General features: G+C 30.9%; 9 protein-coding genes. 4 read left to right on the top strand and 5 right to left on the bottom strand.

The window, feature by feature from the left end; translation table 11 throughout:
- Positions 1-526 precede the first annotated feature (526 nt).
- On the bottom strand, positions 527-2,494 hold the full coding sequence (locus tag BMZ09_RS15645; protein ID WP_090842388.1) for a putative porin: 1,968 nt from the start codon (positions 2,492-2,494) through the stop codon (positions 527-529).
- Between the two features lie 146 nt (positions 2,495-2,640).
- Between BMZ09_RS15645 and BMZ09_RS15650 the strand changes: the two genes are divergently transcribed.
- From BMZ09_RS15650 to BMZ09_RS15660, 3 genes are all read left to right on the top strand, one after another.
- Entirely contained in the window at positions 2,641-3,240 is a 600-nt protein-coding gene (locus tag BMZ09_RS15650) for a ribonuclease HII (protein WP_090842391.1), read from the top strand.
- A 107-nt stretch (positions 3,241-3,347) separates the two neighbouring features.
- Positions 3,348-5,693, top strand: a complete 2,346-nt coding sequence (locus BMZ09_RS15655) for a DUF3352 domain-containing protein (RefSeq protein ID WP_245741160.1) — start codon at positions 3,348-3,350, stop codon at positions 5,691-5,693.
- A 111-nt stretch (positions 5,694-5,804) separates the two neighbouring features.
- On the top strand, positions 5,805-6,854 hold the full coding sequence (locus tag BMZ09_RS15660) for a nucleoid-associated protein (RefSeq protein ID WP_090842395.1): 1,050 nt from the start codon (positions 5,805-5,807) through the stop codon (positions 6,852-6,854).
- 73 nt (positions 6,855-6,927) lie between these two features.
- Here the strand turns inward: BMZ09_RS15660 and lipB are convergent, their stop codons facing one another.
- Positions 6,928-7,629 (bottom strand): lipoyl(octanoyl) transferase LipB, encoded by a 702-nt coding sequence (gene lipB, locus BMZ09_RS15665; protein ID WP_090842397.1) that lies wholly within the window; start codon positions 7,627-7,629, stop codon positions 6,928-6,930.
- Positions 7,630-7,920: 291 nt separating this feature from the next.
- Between lipB and lysS the strand changes: the two genes are divergently transcribed.
- Complete coding sequence (gene lysS, locus BMZ09_RS15670; protein WP_090842399.1) at positions 7,921-9,612, top strand: lysine--tRNA ligase; 1,692 nt, start codon at positions 7,921-7,923, stop codon at positions 9,610-9,612.
- 487 nt (positions 9,613-10,099) lie between these two features.
- Here the strand turns inward: lysS and BMZ09_RS15675 are convergent, their stop codons facing one another.
- The 3 genes from BMZ09_RS15675 to yiaA form a co-directional block, all read right to left on the bottom strand.
- Positions 10,100-10,672, bottom strand: a complete 573-nt coding sequence (locus BMZ09_RS15675) for a GDYXXLXY domain-containing protein (protein WP_090842401.1) — start codon at positions 10,670-10,672, stop codon at positions 10,100-10,102.
- Between the two features lies 1 nt (position 10,673).
- Positions 10,674-11,963 (bottom strand): DUF2157 domain-containing protein, encoded by a 1,290-nt coding sequence (locus tag BMZ09_RS15680; RefSeq protein ID WP_090842403.1) that lies wholly within the window; start codon positions 11,961-11,963, stop codon positions 10,674-10,676.
- Between the two features lie 102 nt (positions 11,964-12,065).
- Entirely contained in the window at positions 12,066-12,548 is a 483-nt protein-coding gene (gene yiaA, locus BMZ09_RS15685; RefSeq protein WP_090842406.1) for an inner membrane protein YiaA, read from the bottom strand.
- Positions 12,549-12,620 lie beyond the last annotated feature (72 nt).

A 12,620-nucleotide genomic window follows, 5' to 3' on the forward strand; every position in this document is an offset into this window, starting at 1 on the left:
CTGTCTCTTAAGATGTTATTTCCTTAAGCGGGTGCAAATATAATTCGCTTTTTTAAATCCCACAAGCTTTATTTAAAAAGATTTGAATCTTTTTTTATATCACTGTTATAATAACTCTTTGAACGTTGTCTTAATCACTAAATAACCTAATATAGTTACGTCGTTTTCGCGGTGCAAATATACAAGCCTTTTTGGTTCCCACAACCCTTTTGGTAATCTTTTTTTAATTTAAAGATAACATCTGCCTTTAATCCTTTGTGCTTAGCCTGTTACAATACTATATTTTTTAATTGTTTTTTAAAGATTGAATTACCTCAAGATTACAAATGTTAGCTGTATTGAATATTGTTTATTGATTTGCAACGCGTTAGGGATAGAACGGTCTGTTTGAGCTCTTTTTTTTTATATACTTTATAGTAATATGACTTTTGATTATTTTAAATACTACACCATATATAAGGTATATGATTTGCAAAAAAAAAGCGAGTAGTGATAGCCCGACCCTTTGGGTAACGCCCTGATTATATTACAAAAAGAAATTCCACACTAAACCGAAACGTATTGCAAAATCACGGAATGGTTGGTTTGGTGCTGAGTAATATGTAGGATCTGAAAATAGTGCATTGAAATGCTCTGCTTTTAAATACACTCTAGTTTGTCTAATTTTTGCGTTAACAAAAAAGTCTAACCTAGGAAACCCTCCTAGCTCTTGATTGTTTTGAGTATAGAACTCTGCTATTAACGGATCGTAGGCGTCCATATTATATGCTGAGAAGTAATTGAATATTACTCCTGTTTGCAAAAACATTGCTTTTTTAAATATATGGTTTGAATAGTAAAGCGTGTTTCGGGTTACTATTTGCGGAACGTTTAAGACATTTGAATCGTCTTTTACGTTTTGATATAGTACGGTATTGTCTAATGCTATGTTTTTATACCTAATTTCCTTTTGAAGCTTAACTTTTAAATACGTTATCGGGTTTGTACTTTGAAATGCTTTGACACCATCCTCGTCGTTTTTTGCAAAATACACGTAGTCGTTTATTGTATTTAAGTCCAGGGTTAAATTTGCGTATTTATTAGACTGCACCTTAAATACTAATTGTTGTGTTTTTATATTGTCAAATTGATTGCGCCAGTTATAGTTTTTGTAACTACTTTGAAATAATAGGGTGTTGAAATTTGGAGCAACCGAATTATGGTTAATACTTGCAGACACTTTAATATCTTTATTTAACAGATAAGACGCTGTACCGGAAATATAGTTTCCGTCAAAATCTCCAGACACATTTAATCCTGCATCTCCTCTTAAATTAAATCCTTTGTATTGCTTATTATATTTTGCTCCTACAGATAAAACATCTCCTTTTAATCTATTAGGAATTACATTTTGATCAAGAAGCACAATTTTATTATAACCGTAATTGTAATTATTGTGAGTCGCATTAAATTGAATGTTACCTAATGTTGAATTACTATAGTTTAATTGTAGTTGATTGGTAAATTGCTCTAGCTCTGTTCTGTCCTTTATATTACTAGTTTGAAAGGAGTCTCCGAAATAATCTGTGTTGGCTGTTGTTTGATCGTAGGTATAAATTTTATCCTCTAACGTCATAACATGTGCTAGTTGGATTTTGTTTGAACTTACTGAATCCTTTGCTTGTACTAAATCATAGCTATGGTTTAAATAAAAACGCTTACCTAATAACAGGTTTTCTGCATCTTCAAAATTAACTTCTAAGACTCCCCTGTCATCAAAATCGGGATCTCCGGATTCGAAAAATGCTATATTATCGTCTTTTAATCCACCATTTTCTTGATTTAATATATCTTGAGATGTAAAATGCGTGTTTAAAACATACCTTTTATTTTTTGTTTTATAGCTTGCTGTAATCCTTAAATTACCAGAACTACTTAATGAGTTTTGATAGAAACCTAATGATCTCAATCCCTTATACCCTATTGACAAATTAAATTGTCTTGATGTATTTGTTGTAAAGAATGCATCTAACTGCTGGCCTTGGGTGAATGCTGTTTTAAAAAAAAGTTCTGTTAGTGGTGTTGGTGCATGATAGTAATTAACATCGTCTGCATTTAGGTAATTAAAATGTTTAGACCTTGCTCCAAATCCAGGAAGTTGATTGGTGTTTTCAAAATTATATGTTAGACTATTATATGTTTGTCCAACGTTAGCAAATGGCATTAGCCCAAAATTATCACGTCTTAAATAATTATATTTATACTCCTTATTAATACTTAACGTTGTATCTAGATAAGTTGTGTCTCTTGTTGAAGAAATAATCAAATACTCTGAGATTATTGCTTTTTGCTTTTCGCTTTTATTTGTGTTTGATCTTTTAGACTTAGTGCTATCTTGCGTATTAGATGCGTTTACACTAGAATCTGAGTTTAAAGATTTTTTAAGTGTAGGCTTTTGAGCATAAGCTATGCTTACAAAAGCGGTTAAAAGAAAAGAGAAAATTATTTTTTTCATTAAATGGTGACTATTTTAGACCTTTAATTTAAATCTGAAACATTTATTTTTGCCAAAAATAGCAAATATCTTTATGGTTTTGTGCTTTCTGTCAAGAAAGGCACAAAATTGAATATAGTATAACGTTAAACCTTCATTTTTATTTAATGCTTAAGTTAAAATATACAAAACATAAATTAGAGTGCGGAACAGATGAAGCTGGTCGCGGTTGTCTTGCTGGTCCTGTTACTGCTGCTGCAGTAATTTTGAAACCTAGATTTAAAAATGCCATATTAAATGACTCTAAACAAATTAGCGAAAAAAAAAGAGATTTATTGCGTCCAATAATTGAGGAACAAGCCCTATGTTTTGGTTTCAGCCATGTTTATGAAGATACTATTGACGAGATAAACATATTAAACGCTTCTATTTTGGCTATGCACAACGCAATTGAAGCCATGCCAAAAACACCTGAATTTATAATTGTTGATGGTAATAGATTTAAACCTTATAAGGACATCCCTTCAGAAACCATTATTAAAGGAGACGGTAAATATATGAGTATTGCTGCAGCATCCGTTTTAGCAAAAACATACCGTGATGAATACATGAATAAAATCCATGAAGAATTTCCGATGTATAACTGGAAACAAAATAAGGGCTACCCCACAAAACAACACAGAGAAGCCATTAGAAAATATGGTGCCACAAAATACCACAGAAAATCCTTTAGACTATTACCCGAACAATTGAAATTAGAACTGTAACTTACTATATTTGTATAAATATGACGCCTTTTATGAAACACTCTTGGTATAGTTTTCTTATAATTTTATTGATTTTTTCTTGTGAATCTGCACCAGAAAAAAACACAATGGAAGACTTTATTTATGCTGATTCTGATTTTGTTTTAACTATTAATAATTTAGACAATTTTAAGAGCAACACTGGTAACAACAATTTTATTGAATCTTTATCTAAAACAGAACACTACAAGACCTTTACTGAGACCTTAAATTTTTTAAACCAAATAAAAAGCCAACAACCTTTTTACATTAACTTATTTAAGGACCAAAAAGACAGTCTAACTTATAGTTTTGTAACCAAATTAACGGATTCAGTATTTACTTTAGACAGCCTTAAAATTACGCGTGAGCCCTATCAATTAAAAGGTCTAGCTGTTGAAAAAGTAAACATTGACAAACAAATAATATATGTTTCGAAACAAGGTGATTTATTAATAGGATCTAACAACACTAGCCATTTAGAAGATTTATTTAATGGAAACACTAAAAATGCTTCAGTAAAAAAAATAATACAAACTCAAGATAAAGATGCTTCGTTTTCTGTGTATTTAAACAACGGTAGTTTAAAACACATTTTTAAAAACACCACGATTCCTTTTAAGACACTAACAAACAACCTAACTTTTGACACAGAAGTTAGTCAAAATGAATTAGTGTTAACCGGAATTACAAAAGCAACCGACAGCTCTAGTTTAATTAATGTTTTTAAAAATACTCTACCACAAGATAATCAACTAGCGCAAATCACACCTTCTAATAGCGATGGTTTTTTGAGTATCACTTTTAATGAGTTTAGTGTTTTTAAAGACAACTTAGACCGCTTTAATACAGTAGATACTATTACTAAAAACACTACCCTTTTTGACAATATTATTGAATTTGGAGAACTTTATACTGACACTACTAGTGTTGTTGTACTCAACACGATTGATGTCATTGCTACAAAAGAAGCACTGTTAAGTGAGCAAGAAAAGATAGAAGATTTTAGAGGTGTAAATCTTTACAAATTTTCTAAACCAGACTTATTTAAAGAGCAATTAAAACCATTTATTACTTTAGATAAAGCAACAAAATACTGCATAATTAATCAGTTTATAATTTTTGCATCAAACACAGATGCTTTAGAAAATGTAATAATTAATTACCAGAATCAAACCACATTAAACGATCGTCCCTATTATAAAGATATTAGCGCAGGATTAAGTAGTCAATCCTCTATACTGCAAGTCTTAAATCCAACCAATTTAGAACAATTGGTAACCTCTAATCTAAACACAAAGCAGGATTTAGATTTTAGTAAATATAAAAGTTCAGCTTTTCAATTTATATACGATGGTGATTTCGCGCATTTTAATGCCATAATAAAACAAAGCAAAAATACGGTTGCTGAAAATTCTATTACCGAAATATTTAACATCAAACTTGATAATGACGTACTTAACACACCTCAATTTGTAAAAAACTATCGCACTAAGCAACAAAATATTATTGTTCAGGATGTCACAAATAAGCTGTATTTGATAACTAATGACGGAAAAATACTTTGGAAAAAACAACTACATGGCCCTGTTCTAGGTCGTATTGAACAGATAGATATGTATAAAAATGGACGCTTGCAATATGCCTTCGCAACTCCAAACCGTGTTTATGTATTGGACCGAAATGGGAATGATGTCAAGCCATTCCCGATGAAGTTTTCAGACCAAATCACACAACCATTATCTGTTTTTGATTACGATAAACGAAAAAAATACAGACTGTTTGTTACTCAAGGTAAAAACGTATTACTATATGACGGAAGAGGAAAAAAGGTCAAAGGTTTTAATTTTAAATCTGCAAAAGAAGATTTTAATAGTCAACCACAACATATTAGGATTGGCAGAAAAGATTATTTAGTATTTAAAACAGAGCATAAATTATATATTCTGGATAGACGAGGTAAAACTAGAGTTACACCTAAAACAAACTTAAACTATTCTAATCAACCTGTTTTTGATTATAATTCTGATTTTATAACAACAACAAAAGAAGGAAAACTAGCAACAATAACCACTAAAGGCGCCGTATCTGTAATGGATAAAAACCTAACAGATAATAATAGTCTAGTTTCTACTACAAAAACACTAGTTTCTCAAAGTAATAACTTATTAAACATTAAAGATCACACTTTAGAGTTAGACTTTGGAACCTATACCCCTGCTCAGTTATTTTTGATAGACAATAAAATATACATTTCCACTACGGATAAACAAACTCAAAAAGTACTACTTTATGATAGCAATGGTGTGTTGCAAGACAACTTTCCTGTTTATGGCACATCTGCTATAGATTTAAAGAACATTGACAAAGATTCTAATTTAGAGTTTGTTACTAAAGGCGAAAATAATTCTATACTAGTTTACAAAATAAACTAAGTATTTAAAATTAAGATTATTAAAAACCGAAGCAAAGTCTTCGGTTTTTTTACGCATTATTTCTGCTTAATTTAGTAACATTGTAACTGAATACAAACTTCAATTTTAAAGATGATTACACGTAAACTCGCTACCATTTCAAAATTTATAATTCACAAAGTTGGTAACAAACATAACGACACAAAAAATGCATTTTCTGAGAAAGAAGTTCATTTTGACGAAGAGAGTTATGAGCTTATGCTACCCTTTTTACTAAGGCCATTTGGAAGCGTTGTCCAGAGTTACCGATTTAATCACCACGCCAATGTGGAGCTTAACGAGATTAACTCTTACAGTAAACAAATCTTTAATGACGATGATGCATTTGTCGAGATGTCTAAAAACATAGTTAAGCATTTGTTTGAACAAAGTAATTCTGCACAAATAAAAACCGGAGATGTTTTGGTTGCTGTTTTTGAAGGTATTGAATACAAAGAAATGGTTACCAATGCTATTGGAATATTTAAAATTGAAAACAAAACAAATTTCTTTCAAACCTTTTTAGAAGATAGTAGCTATGACGTTTTAGTACAAAAAGGAATCTCGTCCAAAAAAGTTGACAAAGGGTGTTTGATTTTAAATCAAACGGACATGGAAGGTAACATTATTTTGAGTGTCGACAACAACAGTTATGATGCACAATATTGGTTAGATCGTTTTCTAAACATAAAATATGCTGATGATATGAATAATCACACACATAACTACTTAGATATGTGCAGTGAGTTTTCTACTGAGATTTTAAAGACAAGTTTTGGAGAACAAGAACGTAATATCTTTTTAGCAAAAACAATCGACTATTTTAAGGAGAACGAAATTATAAACGTTGAACGTTTTAAAGAAGAAGTCTTTACTGAAGAAAATCACATACAGTTATTTGAAGATTTCAAAAAAGAATATGAAGGAGAACAAAATGTATTATTAAGAAATCAATTTGATCTTGCTGAAGCTGTAGTTAAGAAGGATAAAAAGAAAATTAAAACAGACATTAAATTGGATACTAACATCCAAATTAAATTAGATATAGATTCTCCCGATGCTGCGCAAGAATATTTAGAACGCGGTTATGACGAAGAGAAAAAAATGCACTACTATAAAGTGTTTTTTAATGCTGAAGCATAATACTTTAAAACTAATTTCTAATACCCTAAGTTTGGTTTTGATACATAACCATACTTAGGGTATATAGTAATTATTATTGCCTAAACTCAGCCTCAAACATTTCACTAAAGTGTTTTAATATTTTTGCTTTTACTTCTGCTTCATCTACTTCTTTAACACCAAGTTCTACATTTAAAGAACTTACTGCTTTACCTCTAATACCACAAGGAATAATATTATCAAAATACCCTAGGTTAGCATTCACGTTAAGTGCAAATCCGTGCATAGTCACCCATCGACTTGCTCTAACACCCATAGCACAAATTTTACGTGCAAAAGGTGTTCCAACGTCAAGCCAAACACCTGTTTCGCCTTCGCTTCGAGTAGCTCTTATACCGTATTCATCCAAGGTTAAAATAATTACCTCTTCTAAAAAACGTAAATACTTATGTATATCAGTAAAAAAATTATCCAAATCTAAAATAGGATATCCTACAATTTGACCAGGACCATGATATGTAATATCTCCCCCTCTGTTTATTTTATAAAATGTAGCACCTTTAGCTTTTAGTTGGTCTTCATTTAACAACAAGTTAGACATATCACCACTCTTCCCTAAAGTATATACATGAGGATGCTCCACAAACAGAAAGAAATTATCTGTTTCTAAACCCGCAGCTTCTCTTCTATTTTTTATTTTAGTATCTAAAATCCCTTTAAATAGTTGCTCTTGGTAATCCCAAGTTTCTTTAAAGTCTTTTGTCCCTAAATCCTGTAGTTGTATCGTTTTATTCATAACAAAATTAATGGTACAAAGATACAATATATCTTTCAAGATTATTGAATATTACACATCCCGAAATTACAGCAACCAGTCAGAGCGTTAATGATACTCAAAATACAATCCTTATTTAATTAACACCAATACAAACAGTGTTTTTAAGTCGTTATATAACAAGGTGCAAAAAACACTTGATATAACTAATAAAAAATTTAATTGTTTGATGTTGTACTTATTTGATGTTATCACTTATTTTTTGTTACAAACGCTTATCTTTGTGCCTTAATTTTTTTTTACAATAAAACTATGTCACAATTATCTGAGCAAGAGCTCGTACGTAGAGAAAAACTTGCAAAATTACGCGAGTTAGGTATCAACCCTTATCCAGCAGATTTATATCCTGTTTCTGACAATTCTAAACAGATTAAACAGGAATTCAAAGAAGGCAAACAGGTAGTTGTTGCTGGTAGATTGATGGCAATTAACATTCAAGGAAAAGCATCTTTTGCACAATTACAAGATTCTGAAGGACGTATACAGTTATATTTTAACAGAGACGAAATTTGTCCTGGAGAGGATAAAGACCAATATAATGTTGTCTTTAAAAAATTACTAGACTTAGGAGATTTTGTTGGTATTGAAGGTGAATTGTTTACAACACAAGTTGGAGAAAAAACAATATTAGTTAAAGGGTTTTCTTTACTAAGTAAATCTTTAAAACCACTACCAATTCCAAAACAAAAAGACGGAAAAACATACGATGCGTTTACAGACCCAGAAATGCGTTACAGACAACGTTATGCTGACTTAGCTGTAAACCCACATGTTAAAGATGTTTTTATAAAACGTACTAAGTTATTTAATGCTATGCGTAGCTTTTTTAATGACTCAGGTTATTTTGAAGTAGAAACACCAATATTACAACCAATTCCTGGTGGAGCAGCTGCAAGACCTTTTATTACACACCATAACAGTTTAGACATACCATTATATATGCGTATTGCTAATGAGTTATACCTAAAACGATTAATTGTTGGTGGTTTTGATGGTGTTTATGAGTTTTCTAAAAACTTCCGTAATGAAGGAATGGACAGAACACACAATCCAGAATTTACAGCAATGGAAATTTATGTAGCCTACAAAGACTACAATTGGATGATGGACTTTTGCGAACAACTTCTAGAACATTGTGCTATAGCCGTAAACGGAACATCTGAAGCTACTTTTGGAGATCATAAAATAGACTTTAAAGCACCTTATGCAAGAGTTACTATGGCAGACTCTATTAAGCACTTTACTGGATTTGATATTACAGGAAAAACAGAAGACGAAATAAGAACAGCAGCAAAAGGCATGGGCATTACCGTAGACGCAACCATGGGTAAAGGAAAGCTGATTGATGAAATTTTTGGTGAAAAATGTGAAGGAAACTACATCCAACCTACATTTATTACGGACTATCCAAAAGAAATGAGTCCATTATGTAAAGAACACAGAGAAAACCCTGAATTAACGGAACGTTTTGAACTTATGGTTTGTGGTAAAGAAATAGCAAATGCTTATTCTGAACTTAATGACCCAATAGACCAGCGTCAACGTTTTGAGCACCAATTAAAATTGGCAGCTAAAGGTGATGATGAAGCAACAGAATTTATAGATGAAGACTTTTTACGTGCTTTAGAGTACGGTATGCCTCCAACATCTGGAATGGGAATTGGAATGGATAGATTAATTATGTTTTTAACGAATAATCAATCTATACAAGAAGTATTATTTTTCCCTCAAATGCGACCTGAAAAGAAAGCAGCACCAATGAATGAGGAAGAAAAAGCGGTACTTGCTTTATTAAAAACGACTAGTCCAATAGAATTAAACGCACTTAAAGAGCAATCTGGATTAAGTAATAAGAAGTGGGATAAAACTATAAAAGGTTTAACCAAATTAGGCGTTGCCAAAGTAAACAAAACTGATGATGGACTATTTGTAGAAGTTGTTTAACTACTACAAATAACCAAATTGGTTTAAACAAAAAAAGGAACTACATAACTGTAGTTCCTTTTTTTTGTTCTAGTGTCTATTTATGAGGGTAAATTCTTTAGAAAATTTTTAGATAAGAATTTATAGTACCAATTTCTATTAGAAAGTTTTATCCCCATTTGTCTTGATGTTTTAATTTTAGACATAACGCCAAGGCTTCTTATAATTACTACAATTACAAGTGCTAAAATTAAAAATATCATCAAATTTGAAAACGTCATAGGTCTGTGTACTTAATTATCTTGTAATAAAATTAGTACACTAACAACTATTTACCAATTCAAAACTCTTAATGTTATTTGAAATTCGATGATTGGTTGTTTTTATAGGTCAAAAAACACAAAATAGCAACAAACACACTCTTAATCAACTCTTTACAACATAAATTAATGTAATTATGATACTATACAACAACTCTAAACACCGTTATATATAGTAAAAAAATCAATTAATCAGTCGTCTTTTGCAACTCGACATAAGTCCCTATTGGTACGTCATTAATAAACACATCTTCTAAAACAGAATATCCGTTTTTAACATAGACCAATGCATAAGTATTATTTGACAAACCTTGTCTGCTCGCTTTTCTATAAGCCATTTCGGCTGGATACGCTTTACTTTCTTCCATATAAAACCTATCAAAAGGTAACATAAAGTCAATAACATTACTTTTTTGGTAATAGCCATAAGTTTGAGCAATTACAAAATCGTCATCAGTATTTGTTTTAAATGGACTTACCGATTTTACAGCAGCATAACCTAAACTATCCGTTTTTAGATACACATAAATATCACTACGATTTTGCCATAATGTATCTGCTGTGACAGCATTGTTCATGTCAAAAGACAGCGTAATGTACTTCCCTCTAAAAGGATCTGTTGGATCAATAGGGCGTGTTCTAAATTTATAAGCTGTTCCTGAATTTAAAACAGATTGGTTTTTAAAAACCATGGTAGCTGGCACACTTAATTGAATTAAAGCCAAAACCACAAAAAGTATAAATAGATATATTGTTTTCATCTTAATTGTTTAAAGATTTGTTTTGATTTGATCTCTGCTTTTTAAGCATGACGTAATTTGCGCTAAAGAAACCGACTCCTATAGTTATGAATAATAAGCCTCGAATAACAAAGCTCATGTTTGTATCAAAAAACCTAAAACTAATTAAAGCGGTTATAATAAGTAAACCATAGTTTAAGATTCCGAAATGATATTTATCCACTCCCGTCTTTACTGTTGTAATACCTAAACCAAGTATTAAAAAGTTAATTAATACTAATCCCGCAGTTGCATAATAACTACTAACAATAAAAACAATTAAATATAATGCAAATACATATCTAAACAAGTTAAATGGTTTTAAGCTATCTTTTATGTGACTATAGACTAGAGTTACTACTGTAAGTGTGATCAAAAGTATTGGAACGTAAAAATTTGATGCACTGTAATACTCATAATTAAAGTCTCCCGACCAATATCTATGAAAAGAAGCTAAAAGAAGTGTAACAACTACACCAAGAGATCCAATTGCTAAGTAACCGTTTTTTCTAAGTTTTAGAATTTTTAAATAAGGTAATTGCCCAATATTGTAAAGCAACCCAAAAAACAATATAAAAACCAGATACAATATACTGCTTGAAACATCTAAAAAAGCCCCAAATGTAATGGTCAAACTTAATGGGAATAACCAATTAAGTAAAGAAAACCCATTAGAAGCTGCTTCATTTTTAATGACGTTGTAATAAAAAGGAAGTACACCAACTAACATAACCAAATACAACCATGGTATCTGTCCATTACCAAAATACCCGACTAAACAAGTATAATAAGTTGCAAAAACAAGATGTAATATTACTAACACTTTTGATTTAAGCAAATAAACTAAAGGTAAACATAGCGCAATCCATGTTAATAAATAGCCTTCTAAATTGCCTGGCACATTATAAATCTGACCAATTAAAGCAATTGCAGCTCCTACTCCAAAAAACAGAAAGACACCTGATGCTTCTTTCCATGTCTGACTCTTCTTTTTAAAAATAGAAAAACCAACTAGCAATTGCCCAATGATTAAAGGGATAAAAGCCAATACCGTTTTGATCATCTTAGGCAAATATTCCCAATTATGGGCAAATAGTAATATTATTCCAGACCCTATTAATAAAGATCCTAAAATACCAAATACTACAAATAACTTATGAGGCGCTTCGGCTTCTTTAGACTCAAAGTAACGTTCTATTCGTAATGCAGTGTCTTCAGATATTATCTGATTTGTTATTAATTCTGGTAATGTATTTATAAATTTCGTACTCATTTTTAATGGTTTTAATTAATTCAATTTTGATTAAAAACCTCGTAACATACGTCACGAGGCTTTAGGTTAACCATCACATTAACCAATCATCAAAACAAAATATTAAACATTGTCTGTTTTCTCATTTGATAAAAAGGCGATATCTCGCGTATTTTTTTGCACTGCAATAGCTGCAAAAAGACTTAAGGTAAATGACATACCATAAAACCCTTTTTCGCTAAGTTCTAGATCTGCATTCCACAATCCAATAACTAATAATGCGATTGCTGCAACAGACGTAAACCAACTTATACCGTAATAAATTTCTGTTACTGGTACATTTTCTAGCTTATCTCTCACTGATTTCTGTACAGATATTACAGAGAATAATCCAAAAAGCAAGATAGTAAAATAATACCCTTTTTCATTTAGAAGCATATTTGCATTCCATAATCCAATACAATACGAAACCATACCAAGACATAAAGCTGTCCAAGACGCTCCTACAAATGCTGGCGTAGGTTTTGTATTATATGTTGTTGCCTTTTTTTTAGGCTTTTTAGACTTTTGGTCTTCATTGATTGAAACTGTTGTTTGATAATCCATAATATTTTGTTTTTGATAATTATTGTTTAAATAAAGTTTGAGACATTATGTCTCTAATTTGATAAGACGTAT

It is taken from the genome of Olleya namhaensis (assembly GCF_900114005.1).
GTDB lineage: Bacteria > Bacteroidota > Bacteroidia > Flavobacteriales > Flavobacteriaceae > Olleya > Olleya namhaensis.

Excerpts from the sequence above, each read along its gene's own strand:
- BMZ09_RS15645 (WP_090842388.1), bottom strand. The coding sequence starts at position 2,494 with ATGAAAAAAATAATTTTCTCTTTTCTTTTAACCGCTTTTGTAAGCATA.
- BMZ09_RS15650 (WP_090842391.1), top strand. The coding sequence starts at position 2,641 with ATGCTTAAGTTAAAATATACAAAACATAAATTAGAGTGCGGAACAGAT.
- BMZ09_RS15655 (WP_245741160.1), top strand. The coding sequence starts at position 3,348 with ATGGAAGACTTTATTTATGCTGATTCTGATTTTGTTTTAACTATTAAT.
- BMZ09_RS15660 (WP_090842395.1), top strand. The coding sequence starts at position 5,805 with ATGATTACACGTAAACTCGCTACCATTTCAAAATTTATAATTCACAAA.
- lipB (WP_090842397.1), bottom strand. The coding sequence starts at position 7,629 with ATGAATAAAACGATACAACTACAGGATTTAGGGACAAAAGACTTTAAA.
- lysS (WP_090842399.1), top strand. The coding sequence starts at position 7,921 with ATGTCACAATTATCTGAGCAAGAGCTCGTACGTAGAGAAAAACTTGCA.
- BMZ09_RS15675 (WP_090842401.1), bottom strand. The coding sequence starts at position 10,672 with ATGAAAACAATATATCTATTTATACTTTTTGTGGTTTTGGCTTTAATT.
- BMZ09_RS15680 (WP_090842403.1), bottom strand. The coding sequence starts at position 11,963 with ATGAGTACGAAATTTATAAATACATTACCAGAATTAATAACAAATCAG.
- yiaA (WP_090842406.1), bottom strand. The coding sequence starts at position 12,548 with ATGGATTATCAAACAACAGTTTCAATCAATGAAGACCAAAAGTCTAAA.